This is a genomic window from Tetragenococcus muriaticus DSM 15685 (genome assembly GCF_000423785.1).
GTDB classification, from domain to species: domain Bacteria; phylum Bacillota; class Bacilli; order Lactobacillales; family Enterococcaceae; genus Tetragenococcus; species Tetragenococcus muriaticus.
Genome location: NZ_AUIQ01000001.1, coordinates 1 through 21,221, shown reverse-complemented (window position 1 = coordinate 21,221; position 21,221 = coordinate 1). Strand labels below are relative to the sequence as shown.

Below are 21,221 nucleotides of genomic sequence, written 5' to 3'. Positions count from 1 at the left end.
TTAAATCTTTACCTCCCTAATGAAAAACGCCCTTAATAATAAACTCTCTTTGTATAAAAAAAGATGAGACACTAGTTCTCATCTTTCATTTAACTCTTTTGTTGTTATAAAACAATCGTCTAGAGATCACTGACTTTTTCATCAATTTATAAAATAAGCACAGGACCATATTGTAGATTTATCTTCTGATTCTTATCTGATATATTGACAAAAGTATTGCTCAATCGCTGTTAAAATATAATCACTGGCAAAGCCATCCCCATAAGGATTTTGAGCTTGCGCCATAGCCGCATATTTTTGCGGGTTTACCAGAAGCTCTTTTGTTGCTTGATAGATATCTTCTTCTTGAGTTCCAACCAACTTTAATGTACCTGCTTCGACCCCTTCTGGACGTTCGGTTGTGTTTCGCAAGACAAGGACAGGCACACCTAAGGAAGGAGCTTCTTCTTGTACGCCTCCAGAATCACTTAAAACTAAATAACTATTCGCAATGAAATTATGGAAATCGATAACACCCAGAGGTTCAACCAAGCGAACATTTTCTAAATCTGACAATTTTTCTTTAGCTAATTGACGTACCTGAGGGTTTTTATGCATAGGAAAAACAATAGTAACATCCAAAAACTCTTGAGCAATACGTCTTAAAGCAGAAAAAACTTGTGTCATCGGCGCTCCTAAGTTTTCTCGTCGATGCATTGTAAGTACTAATTGCCGCTGCTTATTTGACGCCAATGAAGCGGCAGTGTAATCTTTTTTTACAGTAAACTTCATCGCATCAATAGCCGTATTCCCTGTTACCACAACAGCATTTTGGGGATGATTTTCTGCTAATAAATTTTGTTTACTTTGAACAGTAGGAGCAAAAAATAAATCCGTTAAAACATCTGTCATTTGTCTATTCGCTTCTTCAGGAAATGGCGAATATTTATTCCAGGTTCGTAAACCAGCCTCCACATGACCGATTCTTATTTGTTGATAAAAAGCTGCCGTAGCTGCCGCAAATGTGGTGGTAGTATCTCCATGAACAAGAACCATGTCTGGTTTTTCTTTTTGTAAAATGGGGTGTAAATCTAATAAAACTTTCGTTGTAATATCCGTTAACGTCTGACCTTGTGCCATAATATTTGAATCATAATCAGGAACAATATCAAAAATGGGCAATACTTGATCTAACATATCGCGATGTTGAGCTGTAATAACTGTTTTAGCTACAAACCGTTCATCATTTTTTAATGCGTTAACAACCGGTGCCATTTTAATTGCTTCTGGCCGTGTACCAAATATGGACATCACTTTAATTGGCATCATTTTCACCTCAACGTTATTTTACCAGACCAGGCAAAATCAAGCCATTCTAAATTGTGTCTCCATTAAAAATAGAGTTTTTTACAATAGCATAATCAACCGTACGAATGGAATCTAAATCTTTACCTCCAGCATAAGAAATCGATGACTGTAAATCTTGTTGCATTTCATCTAGAGTATCTTGAAATGAACCCTTATGAACAACCCAGATCTTCTTACCTTCAACGTTTTTCTTTTCACCTTTTTGAAATTCAGATGCAGAACCAAAGTATTCTTTATAGACCGTTCCATTTTCCACCTTAGTTTCACCTGGAGATTCCTCATGGCCTGCAAATAAAGAACCAATCATAACCATCGTTGCACCAAAACGAACAGATTTAGCAATATCGCCATGCGTGCGAATGCCACCATCAGCAATAATTGGTTTTCTAGCTGCCTTTGAACACCAATGTAGAGCAGCTAATTGCCATCCACCTGTACCAAAACCTGTTTTTAATTTTGTAATACAAACTTTTCCAGGACCAATTCCAACTTTTGTCGCATCAGCACCCGCATTTTCTAACTCTCGAACAGCTTCGGGAGTTCCCACGTTTCCAGCAATAACAAACGTATTAGGCAAGTTCTTTTTAATGTATTGAATCATTGCGATCACTGCATTAGAGTGCCCATGTGCAATATCAATCGTGATATAGTCTGGGAGAAGTTTTTCTTTAGCTAATTCGTCAACAAAAGTATATTCTTCCTCTTTTACGCCTACACTAATTGAAGTAATCAAGCCTTTTTTCTTCATTCTTTTGATAAACGGAATTCTTGCCTGTTCATCAAAGCGGTGCATAATGTAAAAATAGCCTTTTTTTGCCAAAGATTCGGAAATAGACTCATCAACAATTGTTTGCATATTCGCTGGAACAACTGGCATTTTAAATGTATGACTTCCTAAAGTAACACTTGTGTCACACTCTGAACGACTATCTACGATACATTTATTAGGAACCAGCTGAATGTCTTCATAATCAAATACTTGCATATCAAACATAGGGAACATCCTCTCGTTTCGCACGTTATTTTTCAAACCTCTAATAAACTTAACGTAAATATATTCTATTTGCAATTAAAGTCTTGATTCTATATAAAGAAAGTAGACGATCATTCGCTTATCACGAACAATCGTCTATTTTTAAGGCAAATGATTACCAGCAGCTAAATAAAGTTGATACCAGTCTTTTCTACTCAATTGAATATCAGAAGCTTGAGCAATCTCTTCAATTCTTCGGGGGCTCATTGTTCCAGCAATTACTTGCATATTCGCTGGATGTCGTAAAATCCATGCTGAAACAAGGCCAGTAGGTGTAGTATGGTATGTTTCAGCTAATTCAACTAACTTTTGATTTATTTCAGGAAAACGTTCATTATTAATAAATACTTCCTTTATAAGACTTACTTGATAAGGAGACCATGCTTGAATCGTCATATTTTCCAAACGGGAAAAATCCAACATGCCTTCATTTTGTTGACTTAGGGATTCTTTTTTACGATTCACATTGAACCCTTCATCTATCATTCCCGAATGCATAAGTCCAAATTGTAATTGGTTAGCTTCTAATGGTTGTTTAACAACACTTTGTAAAAGTTTAATTTGTAAAGGGCTATGATTACTTACTCCGAAATGATGAACTTTTCCTTGGGTTTTTAATTCATCAAAAGCTGCTGCTACTTCTTCTGGATCAGTTAATGCGTCCGGTCGATGTAAAAGTAAGCTGTCTAAATATTCCGTTTGTAGACGTTTTAAGCTGCCATTCACCGATTCAATAATATGTTCTTTTGAAAAATCATACATTTTTCCTGGGACAATCCCGCATTTTGATTGGATAAACAAGTCTTCTCGCTTAATCGATGTGTTAGCTAAACTTTTAGCAAAAATTTCTTCGCATTCACCTTGGCCATAGATATCTGCATGATCGAAAAAAGTGATGCCATTATCTACTGCTGTTTGCAATACTTTTACTGGATCATTAGCTGAATTCATGCGCATACAACCTAAAACAATACTTGAGACCTTTAAACTTGTTGACCCAAAAGTTACTTGCTTCATTTTCTCCCTCCTAGTCTTCTAATCCTACCCGTCTAAAGATATCATCCACATGTTTTAAATGATAATGATAATCAAAAGCGTCATCGAGTTCTTCTGTAGACAAAATAGAGGTAATTGTTTGATCTTTTTCTAATAAGGAACGAAAATCTAAATGTTTTTCCCAAGCCTGTGCGGTTTTAGGTTGAATTAAATCATAGGCTTCTTCTCGTGTCATCCCATTGTCAATTAATTTTAACAAGACACGTTGGCTGTAAATTAAACCAAAAGTCGCTCCCATATTTTTTTGCATATTTTCCGGCAATACTGTGAGGTTTTCTATAATATTGGTAAACCTGTGTAACATATAATCAAGTAAAATGGTCGTATCCGGAATAATGACTCGTTCAGCAGAAGAATGCGAAATATCTCTTTCGTGCCACAAAGAAACATCTTCATAGGCTGTAAGCATATGACCACGCATAACACGCGCTAAACCAGCCATATTTTCTGAACCAATAGGATTTCTTTTATGAGGCATTGCAGAAGACCCCTTCTGTCCTTGAGCAAAATATTCCTCTACTTCATGTGTCTCTGATTTTTGCAATCCTCGAATTTCTGTCCCAAATTTTTCAATACTTGTTGCAATCAATGCCATAGAAGCAATATATTCTGCATGCAAATCACGCGGTAAAATTTGTGTGGAAATATCTTGAGCTTTTAATCCTAACTTTTCACATACATACTGTTCAACAAAAGGAGGAATGTTTGCAAATGTTCCTACAGCACCACTGATTTTCCCCGCTTCTACACCACTAGCAGCATGCTCAAATCGTTCCATTTGTCGTTTTACTTCCGCATACCATAAAGCAAGTTTTAACCCAAACGTTGTTGGTTCTGCATGGACGCCATGAGTTCTTCCCATCATAACTGTATATTTATGTTCTTTGGCTTTTTTTCCAATAGTTTCAGCAAATTTAGCTAGATCTTGGCGCAAAATTTCATTGGCTTGTTTCATTAAATAACCATAAGCTGTATCAACAACATCAGTAGAAGTAAGCCCGTAATGGATCCATTTACTTTCTTCACCTAAAGTTTCAGAAACAGCACGAGTAAAGCTAACGACATCATGCTTTGTTTGCGCTTCAATTTCTTGGATTCTAGCAACATCGAAAGAAGCGTTAGACTTAATTTTTTCCACATCTTCTTGCGGAATTTCTCCTAATTCGCCCCAGGCTTCATCAGCTAAAATTTCGACAGCTAACCAAGCATTATACCGGTTCTCATCCGACCAAATTTTCCCCATATTTTTACGTGTATAACGTGCTAACATTTTCTTCTCCTTTTAACTATAAATTCGTCGCGGCAATTTCTGTTAAAACTGAATCTGGCGTAGATGTTGGAATCGTTATATGGCCCATTTTTCTATTATTCACCATTCTTTTTTTACCATAATAATAAAAATTCCAATTGGATTTTTCTAGTATCAATCGTAAACTAGTATTTAATGCTTCTCCCAAAATATTAACCGTTACTGCTTGGCTAAATAATTGGACATCTCCTAGCGGCCAACCACAAATTCCACGTATATGTGCATCAAATTGACTTATATTACAAACATCAATCGAATAATTCCCTATACTGTGAGGTCTAGGCGTTAAATTAGTAACGTAAAGACTTCCTGCTTCGGTCAAAAGTATTTCAACGGCTAAAATACCATGCAATCCCAAAGATTCCCCAATTTGATAGCCGATTCGTTGAATCTCTTCACTTACTTCTACAGCTACATCTGCCGTTGCAATTGTTTCAAATAATACACCATCACGGTAAATATTTTCCACTACAGGAAAAGTTGTATATTCTAGGCCATTTCCCGCAACTAGAACAGACAATTCTTTCTTAAAAGGAATCGAGGCTTCTAATACACAAGTTCCTTCTCTAAGTAACCCCATTGAAGGCGCAAAGTCGGACATACTATTTAGAGTATATTGTTGTGTGCTATCTCGAGTGGTTTTTAACACACAAGGAAACCCTATACTATCCACTGCATCTTGAATATCTGTAGGACTAATAATTGTTTCATACGGTGGAATGACAATGTTATTGGTTTCTAAAAATGATTTTTCCATCAAACGGTCTTGCGTAATTGCCAATAAATCGGTTCCTTGAGGCACATTTGCTAACTCAATTACAGCATTTAAACTTTCAACGCCAATCTTACTGGTTTCATAAGTAACCGTATCACTGCGCTTAGCTAAAGTTTCTAAAGCAAGTACATCATCACAATCAGCAACAATGTTCCAATCGGCTAGCTGCGCGGTAAGACAATCGCTTGCAGGATCTAAAACTCCTACATGAAATCCCATATTTTTCGCACTGATCGCCATCATCTTACCTAACTGTCCGCCACCGACAATACCAATTGTTCCACCTGGCATCAAAGGTCTGACCAAATTGATCCCTACTTTCCATATTGTTTCATTTCTACTTTTAAATGATACCTTGAAAACTATGCAGCTGCAAGTGTTCTTCAAGTAGTTAAAAAATTTTTTCTAAAAAATAATAAATAACCAGCTGAGCAATTTACTGCCTAGCTGGTTCATAAAAACACTCTCTTGTATAGAAGGGACGCTATTTAAATTTAAGCGTCAGCTTGTTTAAACGAAACTTCACCCTCTTTTAAAGAATCAATACGCGCTAGCGAAACAACCGGGACATCCATATCTTCTAGCAACTGCCTACCCGTTTGGAAACTTTTTTCAATCACAATACCAATTCCTTCTACTTGCGCCCCTGCTTGTTGACATAGTTCAATTAATCCCTTAGCAGCTTGACCGTTAGCTAAAAAGTCGTCAACAATTAACACATGATCTTGCTCGTTTAAAAATTTTCGGGAAATAGAAATTGTGCTAGCTAATTGTTTAGTAAACGAATAAACAGAACTTGTCAATAACTCTTCATCCATTGTTAAACTTTTTTCTTTCCGAGCAAAAATCATGGGAGTTGCCAAACTTTGAGCTGTATAGATTGCTGGAGCAATACCAGAAGACTCAATCGTCACTACTTTTGTAATATTTTTTTGGGAAAAGACTTCTGCAAACCGAGACCCAATTTGCTCCATTAGCTTAGGATCAACTTGGTGAGTAATAAAACGATCGACTTTTAAAACTCCTTCAGATAAGACATTTCCTTCTTCTTGAATACGACGAACCAATTCTTCCATTCTTTACTCTCCTTTTTCAATTAAAAAAGCACCTTTTTTGACCGAGCAAAAAAGTGTGCAAGTAAACACAATTTTTTACTTATAGACCAATATTACGGTATTGGGTAGAAACAGTCGTCCAATTACGGCTATATATAAGTATAAAGTACTTACCAATATTATGCCTATGTAAAAAGGAAATTACAAGTACTGCTCCCTGATTTTCTAATAAAAAGTTGGAAATTATAATAATAACGCTTTTTTATAAAAAATAACGCTCTAGCCTTGATTTTGCTAAAGCGTTGTTTTCGATGTTTATCATCTTATTTTCCTAGTTCAGAGATTTCATTATTTTTACTTAATGTTTTGATAGGCCACTGGTCATTTAAGAATCGACTATTAGACGAAAGTGAAGATTTTTGCTTAAGCCCTGTAGCCCAAAATAGCCACAATATGCCCAAAGAGATAGCTGCTGATAAAGTGTAAGAAAGAGGCGTTAACCCCATTTGCAAGCCGATCGGTTGACTGAGTATATAAACAATACATGCGTATAACATGAAACTTCCTGGAACAAGCGTCACAAAATAATTTCTTTCCTTCAAAAAGAGGTAACGAGTAGACACTAGCAATGCAATAACCGCGGTTACTTGGTTAGCCCAATTAAAATAACGCCATAAAATATTAAAATCAATTTGAGTCAAAGCAAAAGAAATAACAAATAAAGGAACTGCAACCATCAAAATCTTTTTAATTTTATCTTGTTTTAAGCCAATATAATCAGCTATTATTGTCCGACAGCTTCTAAAGGCTGACAAACCAGAAGATATTGGGAGCACAATAACACCGATAATTGCAATCATTCCCACTACATTGCCAAGAAGCATAATAGAAACTTCGTTAACAACAGCAGAAGGTGTACCAGCATTAATCATTCCACTTAATGTTTGTCCATCAAACAATGACATTGAAGCTGCCGCCCAAACCATAGCAACAATTCCTTCACCTATCATCATACCGTAGAAAGTAAAACGTCCTTCTCGCTCATTTTCAGTAGTACGTGAAACCATTGGTGCCTGAGTTGCATGAAAACCAGATAAAGCACCGCAAGAAATAGTAAAGAAAAGTGCTGGGAAAATAGCTGTTCCTTCAGGGTTAAAATTACGCATTGTTTGCATACTAAGATTTGGAATACTATAGCCGCTAAATAGTAAGCTTACCCCTATCGCAATCGTGCTAATAATTAAGATAGCACCAAAAATAGGAAACACCTTGCCTAAGGCTTTATCAATTGGCAGAACGGTTGAAATCAAATAATAGATAAATATGAGTACAGTAATGATCCCTACTGTCATCCAACTAGGTGTGATACTTGCAATTAGATTAGCTGGAGAAGTAACAAAAACCGTTGCTACAAGTAACAAAAGTAGTATTGCAAATAGGTTTACAATATGCTTAACTGGTTTTCCTAAATACTTACTAGCTAATTCAGGTAAATGAGCTCCATTATTGCGTAAAGAAATCATTCCCAACATGTAATCATGAACCCCTCCTGCAAAGATACAACCTAATACTATCCATAAATAGGCAACGGGTCCATAAAGCGCTCCCATAATAGGTCCAAAAATAGGACCTGTACCTGCGATATTTAATAATTCAATAATAGCATTTTTAGATTTGGGCATAGGCACAAAATCATAACCATCTCGCAGAGCTTTAGCAGGTGTTTCTCGTTCAGGTTTAATTTGGAAATTCTTTTCTATATAAGTTCCGTAGAAAAAGTATCCTAAAATTAGTATCCCAATGCCACCTAATAATGTAATCATCTTCTAACCTCCTTGTTTATTTCATACATTTAGTATAAATAATGAAAAGTTTAACAAAGTAGTTTCAAGACAGAATGATAAAAAAGCAGGCTAACTTACATACCTGCTTTTCTTAAATGCAATATCATTCGTTTTACGTAAACAAAAATACTATTTTTAAATTCCTACTTTTTCTTTAAAACTTTTTAAGTAAGATCGGCTTACTGGTATTTTTAATGTTTCAGTAAGTGTCAGTTGATAGGTATGATTAAACCATGGTTGAATTTCTTGAATAGCACCTATTTTGACGATAAAAGAGCGATGAACACGCATAAACATTTGCTGATCCAATTTTTTCTCCCAATAAGTTAATGGCGTTTGTGTTTGATAAGTTTTTCTTTTAGTATAAATTTTTGTCACACCTTTTGAAGCTTCTAAAGCTAAAATTTCCTCTACATTCACCATAATTATACGATCTTGATCCCAAATAGGCACACTTTTGTTGACTAAAATTTGTGTTTCTTGTTCTTTTAATGAATTTTCTCTGTTAAATCGATGTCGTACTCGACGAACAGCTTCTTGTACTCGTTCGAGTTCAAATGGTTTCAAAATATAATCTTCGGCGTTTTTTTCAAAGGCTTCAATAGCATACTCATCATATGCTGTCGCAAAAACAAACTCTGGCGGGCGTGACATATTCCTTATTTTATCTGCTAAGTCTAATCCTGATCCGTCTGTTAACTGAATATCTAAAAATGCAAGGTCGATAGATTCAGTAAGTAAAATTTCTAAAGCTTCCTGAACAGTGTTAGCCTCCATAATAGAAGAATTTTCTTCACATTGACGTAATAGATACTTTAGTTCATTTCGTGCTAAATCCTCATCATCTACTAACAAAATATTCATTTAATCACTCTCCTTTTTGATAGGAACCAAACAAGACACACAAGTCCCTTCATGGGAAGACTCAAATGAAAGTGCTGCTATTTGTCCAAATAAGTTGATCAAGCGACGATTTAAGTTTTCTAAAGCAGAACCAGTTCCATCATTAGACGAAATGACTTCTTTACCAAGCTTATTTACAATATCTTCGGGCAGCCCTACCCCATTATCTTCCACCTGAATAAGCGCATACTCCCCCTTTTTTGCTACTTTAACCCAAATATGGTTATCTTCTTTTCTTGAGCCAAATGCGTGTTTAAATGCGTTTTCAACTAAAATTTGTATAATAAATGGAGGTACAACAATATTTTCTATTTCTTCTTCTATTTCAAAATAAAGCTCATAGCGATCGGGAAATCGAGCTTGCTCTAAATCTTGGTACGCCTTCACATGTTCAATTTCTTTTTCCAAGGGAATGAGTTTTCGACGTGCGCCTTGTAAATTGGAGCGAAAAAATTGGCTTAATCGCAATAATAATTTACGTGCATGTTCACTATCTACACGAATCAGTGCAGAAACAGTATTAATTGCATTAAAAAAGAAATGTGGGTTAACTTGAGCTTGTAAAGATTTTATTTCAGCATCTTGTAGCAATCTAGCATGAATTTCTGCTTTTCCTAATTCAATTTGACTCGAAAAAATATTTCCTAGTCCTTCAGCTAATTGCCGCTCAACAAATGTTAATTCCTCCGCATTAGTAAAGTACAGTTTTAATGTGCCCACGGTTTCTTCAGTGGTTTTAAGCGGAATCACAATCGCAGCTTCAAGCGGACAATTGGAAACATCACAACCAATCTCTTGACGTGAGTGAGCTTCTTTTATTTCTCCTGTACGTAAAACGTCATGTGATAAATCTGTAATTATCTCATGAGATGGAAGATGATGATCGCTTCCAGCACCAACATGGGTAAGAATCCGTTCTTTATCAGTGATGCTTACAGCAGAAACTTGCATAAACTTTTTTATAACTTCCGCAGCTTTTTTACAAGATTGTTCATCCAAACCTGAACGAAAATAAGGCAGTGTTGCATTTGCCAGTTTTAGCACATCATGCGTTTGAATAGCACGTGTTTGCAGTTCTTGTTTTTGAGCAGAATGAATAATAGATAAAAAAACAGCGACACCTAAACTATTGATCAATGTCATCGGTAAAATGATAAAACGGACCAGATGAAAGGCATCTATAAAAGATTGACTAAGCACAAGTATGCATGTCATTTGGATTCCTTCTACTATCGCACCTATAAAAATTCCTTTTGCAGGAGATGGAAAATTTGCCCTCTTTATAAATTTTAACCCATATAATCCAGCGACTAACCCAATAAATAAAGAAGAAAATACATAAACTTGCGGATCGATTCCCCCTAAGCTAAAGCGAGTGATTCCGGAAATAGCTCCCACTAAAACGCCGACCACAGGCCCCCCGATAAGTCCCGAGATACCAATTGTTAATGTTCTTGTGTTTACCAAAGAAGCTTCCTCAGACAACGATAAAAGTGGCGTATTTGAAATAATTTTTCCTGGTAAAATTTCAATTCCATTAAAATTAGAAATGGTCGCAAACAAACTAAAAATTAAAATTAACAAAAACTGCGTCGTCCATTTTTCACGGTGGATTAAACTTTGCTTAAATGCAGGTATATTCAATAACAGATAAGCAAGCAGAATAATCAACCCCACTCGTTCAAGTAATAATATGAATAATGAAATCATGGTCTTCTCCTTTATTTCTTCACTGAGTTCATTATAATCTCTCAACGTTTTTACGTCTATGTCTACTTGATTTTTCATATGGAATATCGTTGGCTTTTCACTTTTAGAAGAAAAGTTCATCGATAACGTTTCTATCTTCTCCTATAAAGTGATACGCAAGACAATATCTATATAAAAATTCTTGGCATAAAAAAGAAGCTATGTCATAAGTAAAAGTAAAGCAAAACTATCCAAACTATAGGAAGTTGGTTCCTACGGTCTAACAGGTTCTCGTCGCAAATTTATCACGATGAACAAACCTCAATAAATATCGTTCGGATATTTGATGGCTCAAACAACTTATGTCACAGCTATTTTGTCTTTATTGGAAAAGGAGTTATTGTAATCTTTCATATTTATCAATTTCTTGTTGGCGGTAAAGATCCATTTTTTTACTAAAAAGTTCACCATTGGAAGGCGGCGTATAAGTAATAGCATTCGCTCCAGCTTGGATCGTTTGTCGGATATTTTCATCCGTAGGACCCCCAGTGGCCATTATGGGAAGATCGGGATACAACTTTCGAAAATAAGCGACAACTTCCGGCGTTTTTTCTGCTGCACTAATATTAATAATCTGCACTCCAGAGTCCAATTTTTCTTGGATAAGCGAATAAGTACTTGTTACCGTACTAACAACAGGGATATCAACAACTTTACAAACTTCTTGGACAGTACTAGCTGGAGTTGGCCCATTAAGACAACACCAATTGAACCTTGTGCTTCTGCAAAAAGACTCATATAATTCGCTCGAGTCCCTTGTGTTAAACCGCCTCCTACACCCGAAAAAACAGGGATATCGGCGGCTTCGATAATGCTCTTAGTAATTGCTGGATGCGGCGTAAATGGATAGACAGCAATCACAGCATTAGCGTTTGTATTGCGAATAATCGCAATATCTGTTGTATAAATAATAGAGCGGATTTTTTTACCAAAAACGATAATGCCACTAGCTTCTTGAATTGCTTCAGGCACTTTCACAATATCTTTTCTTAACTCGGTGGTAATATTGGGAATAAATTGCTCGCTCATTGTCAATCAGCTCCTTTAATCATATTGATCTAGTTGGTAGTTTTCAATTACGTTTTTTACTTTTTCTGAATAATCAGGATCTGTGGCATACCCAGCTTCTTGCAAGGCATCTGCAGCTTGCTGATAATTTTGTGCTGTTAACACTTCTTCGTATTTTTGTGGATCCCAATCAACGCCATTGACAAATAACATCGTATGATCATCCATTGATTCTTCCCAAGACTGATAAACACGAAAGTCTCCTTCAATAACTACCCATTGCTGATTGATATATTCTCTTGTCTCAAGATTCACCTTATCTTGACTGCCTTCTGCTTTAACGCCAAATAAATTATTATATTCATGAGCTAATTGACTTGTACCCCAATTAGACTCCAAAATCGCCTGGCCAATAATAATACTAGGAAGAACGCCATACCCTTCCTGCAATTCTTCCGCATGAGGTTGCAGTCGGTCAATAAATTCTTGTTTCGTCATGTTTTCATCTTCTTGTTGTATAAGGGGACTGCTATTATCCACGGGGTCAGTTAAACTCACTAAGGAAAAGACAAATCCTATTAGTATTAAGAGCAAACCGACAATGATGGCAGGGATTTTAAATTGCTTTTTCTTTTTTCTTGCCATACACAACCTACTTTTCGTTTAATTGATCGAGAAATTCTTCCAGCGTCAAATCATATTTTTCCATATATTCAGCGTTTTCTTGTCCTACATAACGAAAATGCCAAGGCTCATAATTAATATGAGTAACCTCTTCTTTTCCTCTTGGATAACGAAGAATAAACCCATAGTCACTTGCATGTTCAGCCATCCATTTTGCGCTATCTTCTTTGCCAAAGTTTTCTTCTAAGATATTTTGTGAATAAGATTGCTGCCAATTTTCATCCACAATATCCAAAGCAAGACCCGTATGATGCTCACTGTACCCTGGCTCTGTTGACGTTTCTTTTGTCTTTTCAACTGCTTGGTTTTCATCCATTCCTTGATTTTTATACTGAGTCACTCGCCGATCAAAAATTTGGTCCTGTTCACTGACCGAACGATAAGCAGAAATAATAACTAAAGAATGACCAGCCCTTTGAGCATCTTCGCTAAATTCTTGATAAGCTTCAATAACACGGTTGTCTAATTGCATATTTGTATTAGGAATATAAGATAATTGTTCAGAAGAAATTTCCTCTTCTAATGGTTGGTCAGGACCTACTAAAGTAAGGGACCAATCTTCAGATGAAACATCAGGCAGCTCATCTCTAGCCTTTTCCTGCCTACTTTCTTGGGTGCTATCTGTGCTTGCATTTGTTTCTTCAGCCACAAAAGCTTCGTTATTAGGATCCTCTACTTGTTGAGTTACAAACCGATTGATCCCGTAAATAATAAAAATAGCGGCAATGCCTAGCACAATAAATCTCACATAGCGCTTCAAAAAATTGGTCACCTCCTTATTATGAATTATAAGTTTCCTCTAATTTGTCATTAACCCAATCTAATAGAGCAACTTGTTCGTTATTGATTTGTTGTTGAACATAAGCAGGTAAACGGAAATTTATAATATCGTCATATCCCCACTCTTGATAATCAATTGTTACACGCAAGTCAAGAGATTTTCCTGTATCATTTTCTTCTTGTGTATCAAGAATTTCCACTGTACCGATACCACTGTTCAACCATTGTCTAGCAATCTTAGTTTTCATACGACGAAATTCTGTTACTGCAATCGTCCGTTTTTCTGGATAAATAATTGTTTGTCGCAATACCTTTTGTAGTAACATCCATTCGTAATCACTGAAAAGATTCTTTATTTTTTGCATCTCTTCAGCCGACAAATTGCTAAATCCTTTTTTCCAATCTTCCCATCTAGTTGATGAGAGGCCTAAACGGTCTTGATAAAATGCTTCTTCAGTGCCAAAATTTTCAATAATTGTACTAATAATCAAATTAATATAAATATCGTTCATTTTCTATTCCTCCAATTTCTATTTTACTGAAAATATTGAAAAAATAAAAACTTTTCTTTCCAACTTTAGTCATTCTTATGATCTATCTGTTATACTAAGATAGAGACGATACATTTCGCAATAAGGAGAGAGCTAACATGCAGAATTATTATCATTGGGGCATCATAGGAACAGGAGATATTGCTCATCAATTTGCTCGTAACTTTGAAAGTTCCCAAAGTAGTATTTTAGGCGTAGCTGCCCGAAATTTTGAAAAAACAAAAGCTTTTGCAGAAGAGTACGGACTACCTTCTGCCTATGAAACCGTAGAAGAATTATTAGATAATCCGCAAATCGATATGGTTTATATTGCAGTGCCTAATAACATACATCATTACTATATCACAAAGTCCTTGCAAAAGGGAAAGCATGTGTTATGTGAAAAGGCCATTACAATGACAAGCGAAGAACTTCGTGAAGAGACAGCTCTAGCTAAAGAAAATAACTTAGTATTACAAGAAGCAATGACGATTTTCAGTATGCCATTGTATCAAAAATTAAAAGAAATTGCAGATTCTGGTGAATTAGGCCAATTAAAAATGATTCAAGCTCCGTTTGGAAGTTATAAAGAACCTGATCCTACCAACCGATTTTTTAATCCAGACTTAGCTGGAGGAGCTTTGTTAGATATTGGAACTTATGCCGTTTCGTTTGCTCGCTTTTTCTTATCTAGTGCCCCTACCGTTTTGTTCAGCGAAATGGTTCCTTTTGAAACAGGAGTTGACGAAGAATCAATAACAATTTTAAAAAATGAACACAATGAACTCGCTTCTGTTAACTTATCATTTCAAGCAAAAATGCCTAAAAAAGGGATTGTCGCTTACGAGAAAGGGTATATGACCATTAATGAATATCCTAGAGCAGATCAAGCTGAGATTACTTATCGAACAGGAGAAACTCAAACAATCGAAGCTGGTCAAACGAAAGATGCTCTCAATTATGAAGTACAAAATATGATCCAAACAATTGAAGGAGAGCGAAACAATACTCTTCCTCTAACGACTGATGTCATACAAATCTTAGATGAAATGCGTGGATTTTGGGAGTCCTGATGATGCACTGAAGCTCAATTTTTTGAGTTTCGTTGTATCAGATAGAAAAATACACAAAATTGAATAAAATATTTCTATAAGGAGGAATTCCATGCAAATCGGACGATTTAGGCTTGGGATGAGAACATTCAAGACTTCTTTATCTGTCGTACTGTGTATTTTATTATTTCATATTCTTGGAAGAGACAATCCATTAATTGCAACTATCTCCGCCATTTTTGCTTTGCGACAAGATATGACAACTACCGTGAATTCTGGTAAAGAACGTATTTTAGGAAACACTGTCGGTAGTGTAGCTGCTATGGTCTACCTTTTTGCGCGTTCTGTTATTCCTCAAACTTTATTTTTACAATTAGTTTTATTACCCATATTAGTTGCTTGTGTCATCATTTTTCAAGATGGCATCGGCAACAATACAGGAATTATAACGGGAATCGCCACGTTAATTTTGATTACCTTAACTACTCCCCAAGGGGATTCCATTATTGTAGCTTTAGATCGGATTATAGATACATTTATCGGAACAGGAGTCGCCATATTTTTGAATTCCATTTTACGTCCTCCCAATGTTGAAAAACAAAGAGAAATTGAAAATGACTTATCAGACCTAAAAGAAAAAGAACAAGATTTGCAAGACAGCTTAGCTAAAGTTCATAAGAAAATCCAAGATAAAGAAAAAGACGAAGAAAAAAGAAGTTAATATCTTTTTCTTCGTCTTTTTGCTAATCCTTATGCTCGGTATCTTTCTTGACCGTCTAAATACGTAGCGGCCAATGTCATATCTGGATTTAAAACAATAAAATCAGCTGCACGGTCTTTTTTTATTTTTCCGCAAACGTCATCGATATTTGAACTGATAGCAGGAAGCAAACTTCCCATTGTAATAGCTTGTTGAGGCGTAGCGATATTCCAATCTACCACATTTTTTACGCCTTCTTTTAATTGCAAAATGCTTCCAGCTAAGTTCCCTTCTTGCATCCTAGCTGTACCATCTTTAACAACTACAGGAAATTCTCCTAAAATATAATCACCTTCAGGCATTCCCCCAGCCATCATACAGTCTGTAATTAATGCGACTCGATCATAACCGAGACTTTGCACGACAAGTTCCGCTGCTTTAGGGTGAACATGATAACCATCGCAAATTAATTCCGCATATACATTAGGTAATGTTAACAAAGCGCCTACCATACCTGGTTCACGATGATTTAAACCACTCATGCCATTATAAGCATGAACAAAGACATCAGCACCCGCTTCGACTGCTGCAGTTGCTTGTTGCAAAGTAGCACTACTGTGACCTAGAGATACCACCACATCTTCTTTTCTCACTTGTTTGACAAAAGATTCTACGCCATTTCTTTCTGGTGCTAATGCAATTTTTTTAATATTATTTCCAGAAGCTTTTTGCCATTCATGAAAAACATTAATATCAGGATCGCTAAAATAAGAAGGATTTTGCGCACCTTTATGTTCTTCTGTAAAAAAAGGACCTTCAAAATAAATTCCTTGAATCTTGGCCCCTGTAACTTGCTCTTTTACTTCGCCTAACATTTTAGCTACGTTTGTTAAATCCTTTCTGCTTGAAGTAAGCGTAGTAGGCAAAAAAGAAGTCACACCACAAGCAAGCAAGCCTTCTGAAATTTCGTGCATTCCCTGTGTGTCATTATCCATAACATCGTGATTTTTAAACCCATGAATATGTGTATCAACAAGTCCAGGAGCAATCCACTTACCTTTTTGGTCAACGACAGTAACTTCTTCATCTGGAAGTTCACGATAAAAATCACCAAATTTACCATCTTTAATTTCTAAATAACCATCATTTTCAACATGAGATTCTAAGAAAAACTTATCTGCTGCTACAAATTTTCTCATCTTACTCTCTCCTTGCTTCCAATTTACTACATTTAACCTACTCTATTTTTTTGATAAAGTCAAGAAAGGTCTAAACCACTTTAGCTTAGAAAATATTTCTTGCATCCCACATCAATTAATAGTATATTCTAGCAAGGGACTTCATTATTTCGTCCTTTTAAAACAAGGTAAGAATATGATAAAAGATATTTTCGTACCAATTAGATAGGAGCCGAGGTCATGTCAGAAAACACAACAGTCACGTTTACTTGGGAGAATACCACATTATCTGGTTATATTGAAAAAGAATATGAAAACTCATATCTAGTGAATATTAACAACCCCACCAAAGAGATCGCAGATAGTTATAATGGACGTATGGTGGTTAGTAAAAAGGAATGTAAAATAGAAGATAATAACTAAAAAATCTGATTTCATACATACTATTTATGTATGAAATCAGATTTTTTATCATTTTTGATGATAATGAGCTAAAAACTCACTCATCTTATCCGTTGTTTGCTTTAAAACATCTAAATTTGGCAAATAAACAATTCGAAAATGGTCTGGGCTTTGCCAGTTAAACCCACCACCATGAACTAATAAGACATGATATTCGTGTAGAAAATCCAAAACAAATTGCTCATCATCAACAATGTTAAAACGTTTTGTATCGATTTTTGGAAACATATAAAAAGCGGCTTTAGGTTTGACTACTGAAAGCCCCTCAATATTATTAATGGCGTTGTAAATATACTCTCGTTGTTCGTAAATGCGGCCTCCCGGAAGCAAGAGATCATCAACACTTTGATAACCGCCTAGAGCTGTTTGAATCACTTGTTGTGATAAAACATTGGAACATAATCGCATAGACGAGAGCATATTTAATCCCTCAATATAGCCTTTAATGTGAGACTTATCTCCACTTATAACCATCCAACCAACACGAAATCCAGCCACGCGATGGGATTTTGACAGACCGCTAAAAGTTACCACCGGACGATCTGGAGCTAAAGTTGCAATGGGAATGTGAGTGTATTCATCCATGATTAAACGATCATAAATCTCATCAGAAAAAATGATTAAATCAAATTCTCGAGCAAGTTCAACGACTTTTTCCAAAATTTTTTTTGGATAAACTGCTCCAGTAGGATTGTTAGGATTAATCATAACAATCGCTTTTGTTTTACTAGTAATCTTAGAACGAATATCAGCTAGGTCGGGATTCCATTCACTAGCTTCATCGCAAATATAGTGAACTGGTTTACCTCCTGCCAAAGATATGGCAGCTGTCCACAATGGATAATCCGGCGTAGGGACCAAAATTTCATCTCCATTATCGCAAAGACCTTGCATTGACATAGTAATCAATTCACTAACACCATTTCCAGTGTAAATATCATTTATTGTAACATCAGGAAAATCTCGTAACTGACAATACTGCTCGATAGCTTTTCGAGCTGAAAAGATCCCCTTAGAATCAGAATAACCCTCGGAACTTCTCACATTCATAATCAAATCACGAACAACTTCATTAGGGGCTTCAAACCCGAAAGTTGCGGGGTTTCCGGTATTTAACTTTAAAATACTGACCCCTTCTTCTTGCATACGATCCGCTTCTTCTACCACAGGGCCACGTACATCATAGCTAACCCCTTCAAGTTTTCCAGACTTTTCAAAATCTCTCATAAGCTTTCCTCTTTCCAAAAATCTTTTATTAAATCAAAAGATAAAATAAGATTACAAAAATATATTATAGCAAAAAATTTTTTCAAGCAATCGAATGTTAACTTTTTTTAATGTTTTATAGCTTTGACTTTTAATGAAAAATACAAAAAAACCAGTTGGAGAGTAGTATCTCCAACTGGCCCAAGGTGCTTCTGCGGATGGTGGGACTCGAACCCACACGAGCGATATGCTCACAAGATCCTTAATCTTGCTTGTCTACCAGTTCCAACACATCCGCAAACTCACAGCCATTATTATAACAATGATTAAGACTTTGTCAATAAAAATTCAAAAGCATAATTTATCGTAAGTAGACCTTTTCAACAATAGGCTTTGTTTGTTTCGGTTGGTTCTTTTAATAAGCGTTCAATAACTAGTTTTTTTCTTCCGAACTTTTTCTTTAGAAGCAATATCATCTGTATCAAATAACAAGAAATCTTCTTTTGGCTTTTTCAAAGCATCCATAATTTCTCTTTTATTATTATTTTTTGTCTTTGCCGGGACATGCTCAGAGGCGAAATATGAATCTTTTTTTCCCTTTTGCTTTGCTGATGAAAACCTTTGGCCGAATGAAGGTTTTTTAAGTGCAGATTTCTTTGTCTCTTTGCCTGCTTTAAAACCGTAATTGGGTAAATGTTTCTTATGTTCTTTCAATTCACTTTGCTCTTGAGTAGTTAAACCAACTTTTTCTTGAATCTCTTTTTTAGAGGGACGCAACCTCGGTTTCTTTTTATTTGTTTGCGAAGCCTTAGTTAAAGGAACATTCTTTTCTTCCGTTAGGATCCAATTTTCCTCGTTTGAGAAAGGCGCATGGTACCTTTTTGATTGAATTTTTACACCAGTATCATCTGAATAAGCTGGAAAGCGAGCATGCTTACGCTTAATTTGATTAATCTCTTTCATCATCTTCAGTCCCTTATTCATTTTCTTCATCATACCATAAAAAAGGGACCTTACAAAGTTTGGTTATTGACTTTGTAAGATCCTTTTACCCTTAATTAGGAAAAAATTCGATCAATCAATTGTGCTTCATCTTTTGTTAGGCTTTGTAAGATCCTTTTACCCTTAATTAGGAAAAAATTCGATCAATCAATTGTGCTTCATCTTTGTTTAATTCAGTATGTGTCAAGTTTATTGAGGTTGAATAAAAAAACCGTCTTTTGGGCAGACACGAAGTTATTTTTCATTCTCCCGTTTGTTAGCGTAACATCAAGAGTTTTTAGATTACTGTCCACTTGCTCTTTTCTTTTCGCTCCTGGAATCACTGCATCGATAACATCGATTTGTAAATAGAAAGCAAGGACAACATTTGCAATAGAAGTGTTTTTAGCTGTAGCAATTTTTTCCAATTGTTCTACTTTCTTAATGTTTTCTTGAAACTTATCTCCTTGAAAATCTTCTTGTCCACTACGTAAATCTCCTTCAGGAAAAGTTTCATCTCCATTGTACTTACCAGTTAGTAAACCTGATTGGAATGGGAAGTATGGAACAAAAGAAATATCGTTTTCTCGTAAATAAGGGAATAATTCATTTTCTGGATCACGATGTAACAAATTATAATAGCCTTCAAATACATCCACGTCACCATTTTTATTAGCTTCTTTAAGTTGTTCTAAAGAAAAATTCGATACGCCGATAGAACGAATAAGCCCTTGATCTTTTAATTCCTTTAAAGCTTGTACAGATTCATCTTTAGGCGTATGATCATCTGGAAAGTGAATATAAAACAGATCAATATAATCTGTTTGTAGACGTTTAAGAGATTCATACACCGTTTGTTTCAAAAACTCCGGAGAATTATCAAGATCATCGCCATTTTGTGCACCTTTAGAAGCAATAACTAATTGATCCCGATTACCTAATTCTTTAACGACTTCTCCGATTAATTCTTCGGAGCGACCTAATCCGTAAACATAAGCTGTATCTATAAAATCGATGCCTGAATGAATCACATATTTCAATAATTGCTTGTTTTGATCCTCATCTAAATTAGGATATAAGTTATGTCCGCCGATGGCATTTGCACCAAAACCAATGGGATTAATATTTAATCCAGATTTTCCAAGTTCTACTTTAGTTGACATCTTCTATTCCTCCTTGTTTCTATTCTAAGCTTTATTTTAAAACTTTTGCTATTATTAACGCAAGTTTCGCATACCCAAAATGATGATGTCCCTTTGATAGAACAACGCTGATAGTAAAATAATGGTTCGCTTGACTTTTGTTCAAAGGATACAAAAAGAACTCCTTTTGTTTTATAATGGATTTAACGACAAATCTAAAAACAAGGAGTTCTTGCTCTTATGATACACTTAAAAAACATCAAAAATCAATTACCAAATGAAATGAACGCAATTTTTTCTGAACTGAACGTCCTGAAATTTTTACGACAAACCTCTATTTGTAAGCAAAAAGGCTATTCTCCCGCCATTATTTTTACTTTTCTTTTCAGTTTAGTGTTTAAGGGCAAGACCTTGAACCAAGTCCTCA

At 35.6% G+C, this 21,221-nt stretch carries 19 protein-coding genes, 1 tRNA gene, 2 pseudogenes and 1 riboswitch; of the genes and pseudogenes, 4 read left to right on the top strand and 18 right to left on the bottom strand.

What is annotated here, in order from left to right; all coding sequences use genetic code 11:
* Positions 1–192: 192 nt before the first annotated feature.
* From wecB to G577_RS0100050, 13 genes and pseudogenes are all read right to left on the bottom strand, one after another.
* Entirely contained in the window at positions 193–1,305 is a 1,113-nt protein-coding gene (gene wecB / locus G577_RS0100110; protein WP_028789370.1) for a non-hydrolyzing UDP-N-acetylglucosamine 2-epimerase, read from the bottom strand.
* 49 nt (positions 1,306–1,354) lie between these two features.
* Positions 1,355–2,332 carry a GMP reductase gene (gene guaC / locus G577_RS0100105; RefSeq protein WP_028789369.1) on the bottom strand — a complete coding sequence of 326 codons (978 nt, stop codon included), beginning with the start codon at positions 2,330–2,332 and terminating at the stop codon, positions 1,355–1,357.
* 150 nt (positions 2,333–2,482) lie between these two features.
* On the bottom strand, positions 2,483–3,397 hold the full coding sequence (locus tag G577_RS0100100; RefSeq protein WP_028789368.1) for an aldo/keto reductase: 915 nt from the start codon (positions 3,395–3,397) through the stop codon (positions 2,483–2,485).
* Between the two features lie 10 nt (positions 3,398–3,407).
* Positions 3,408–4,706, bottom strand: coding sequence for an adenylosuccinate lyase (gene purB, locus G577_RS0100095; RefSeq protein WP_028789367.1), 1,299 nt, complete (start codon positions 4,704–4,706; stop codon positions 3,408–3,410).
* A gap of 16 nt (positions 4,707–4,722) precedes the next feature.
* Positions 4,723–5,826: a 5-(carboxyamino)imidazole ribonucleotide synthase gene (purK, locus tag G577_RS0100090; protein ID WP_028789366.1), complete on the bottom strand. Its 1,104-nt coding sequence runs from the start codon at positions 5,824–5,826 to the stop codon at positions 4,723–4,725.
* 188 nt (positions 5,827–6,014) lie between these two features.
* A complete protein-coding gene (locus G577_RS0100085) occupies positions 6,015–6,596 on the bottom strand; it encodes a xanthine phosphoribosyltransferase (RefSeq protein WP_028789365.1) in 582 nt (193 codons plus the stop codon).
* Between the two features lie 62 nt (positions 6,597–6,658).
* A riboswitch (purine riboswitch) is annotated at positions 6,659–6,754 on the bottom strand.
* Positions 6,755–6,898: 144 nt separating this feature from the next.
* Entirely contained in the window at positions 6,899–8,398 is a 1,500-nt protein-coding gene (locus G577_RS0100080) for a carbon starvation CstA family protein (RefSeq protein ID WP_028789364.1), read from the bottom strand.
* A gap of 156 nt (positions 8,399–8,554) precedes the next feature.
* Complete coding sequence (locus tag G577_RS0100075) at positions 8,555–9,283, bottom strand: LytTR family transcriptional regulator DNA-binding domain-containing protein (protein WP_028789363.1); 729 nt, start codon at positions 9,281–9,283, stop codon at positions 8,555–8,557.
* Positions 9,284–11,032: a sensor histidine kinase gene (locus G577_RS0100070; protein WP_028789362.1), complete on the bottom strand. Its 1,749-nt coding sequence runs from the start codon at positions 11,030–11,032 to the stop codon at positions 9,284–9,286.
* Between the two features lie 376 nt (positions 11,033–11,408).
* A pseudogene (locus G577_RS10780) lies at positions 11,409–12,100 on the bottom strand (beta/alpha barrel domain-containing protein).
* A 15-nt stretch (positions 12,101–12,115) separates the two neighbouring features.
* Complete coding sequence (locus tag G577_RS0100060; protein ID WP_028789361.1) at positions 12,116–12,724, bottom strand: glycoside hydrolase family 73 protein; 609 nt, start codon at positions 12,722–12,724, stop codon at positions 12,116–12,118.
* A gap of 7 nt (positions 12,725–12,731) precedes the next feature.
* Positions 12,732–13,523: a M15 family metallopeptidase gene (locus tag G577_RS0100055; RefSeq protein ID WP_028789360.1), complete on the bottom strand. Its 792-nt coding sequence runs from the start codon at positions 13,521–13,523 to the stop codon at positions 12,732–12,734.
* 19 nt (positions 13,524–13,542) lie between these two features.
* Complete coding sequence (locus tag G577_RS0100050) at positions 13,543–14,055, bottom strand: hypothetical protein (protein WP_028789359.1); 513 nt, start codon at positions 14,053–14,055, stop codon at positions 13,543–13,545.
* Between the two features lie 137 nt (positions 14,056–14,192).
* On the opposite strand from G577_RS0100050, the gene G577_RS0100045 reads away from it, so the two are divergent.
* On the top strand, positions 14,193–15,146 hold the full coding sequence (locus G577_RS0100045) for a Gfo/Idh/MocA family protein (protein WP_028789358.1): 954 nt from the start codon (positions 14,193–14,195) through the stop codon (positions 15,144–15,146).
* A 91-nt stretch (positions 15,147–15,237) separates the two neighbouring features.
* Complete coding sequence (locus G577_RS0100040) at positions 15,238–15,846, top strand: FUSC family protein (protein ID WP_028789357.1); 609 nt, start codon at positions 15,238–15,240, stop codon at positions 15,844–15,846.
* Positions 15,847–15,875: 29 nt separating this feature from the next.
* Here G577_RS0100040 and nagA read toward each other — a convergent pair whose 3' ends face one another.
* Positions 15,876–17,024 carry an N-acetylglucosamine-6-phosphate deacetylase gene (gene nagA / locus G577_RS0100035; protein ID WP_028789356.1) on the bottom strand — a complete coding sequence of 383 codons (1,149 nt, stop codon included), beginning with the start codon at positions 17,022–17,024 and terminating at the stop codon, positions 15,876–15,878.
* A 219-nt stretch (positions 17,025–17,243) separates the two neighbouring features.
* Between nagA and G577_RS0100030 the strand changes: the two genes are divergently transcribed.
* Positions 17,244–17,426, top strand: a complete 183-nt coding sequence (locus G577_RS0100030; protein WP_028789355.1) for a hypothetical protein — start codon at positions 17,244–17,246, stop codon at positions 17,424–17,426.
* Positions 17,427–17,474: 48 nt separating this feature from the next.
* Here G577_RS0100030 and G577_RS0100025 read toward each other — a convergent pair whose 3' ends face one another.
* The 4 genes from G577_RS0100025 to G577_RS10770 all read right to left on the bottom strand — a co-directional run bounded on the left by G577_RS0100025 (position 17,475) and on the right by G577_RS10770 (position 20,815).
* On the bottom strand, positions 17,475–18,692 hold the full coding sequence (locus G577_RS0100025; protein WP_028789354.1) for a pyridoxal phosphate-dependent aminotransferase: 1,218 nt from the start codon (positions 18,690–18,692) through the stop codon (positions 17,475–17,477).
* 192 nt (positions 18,693–18,884) lie between these two features.
* A tRNA-Leu gene (locus G577_RS0100020) sits at positions 18,885–18,969 on the bottom strand.
* A 128-nt stretch (positions 18,970–19,097) separates the two neighbouring features.
* Positions 19,098–19,637, bottom strand: a complete 540-nt coding sequence (locus G577_RS11580) for a hypothetical protein (RefSeq protein WP_028789353.1) — start codon at positions 19,635–19,637, stop codon at positions 19,098–19,100.
* 209 nt (positions 19,638–19,846) lie between these two features.
* The gene (locus G577_RS10770) at positions 19,847–20,815 is read right to left on the bottom strand and encodes an aldo/keto reductase (protein WP_051176556.1); all 969 of its coding nucleotides are present in this window, start codon (positions 20,813–20,815) and stop codon (positions 19,847–19,849) included.
* 219 nt (positions 20,816–21,034) lie between these two features.
* On the opposite strand from G577_RS10770, the pseudogene G577_RS12315 reads away from it, so the two are divergent.
* Positions 21,035–21,221 (top strand): annotated as a pseudogene (locus G577_RS12315) (IS4-like element ISTeha3 family transposase); the annotation flags it as partial.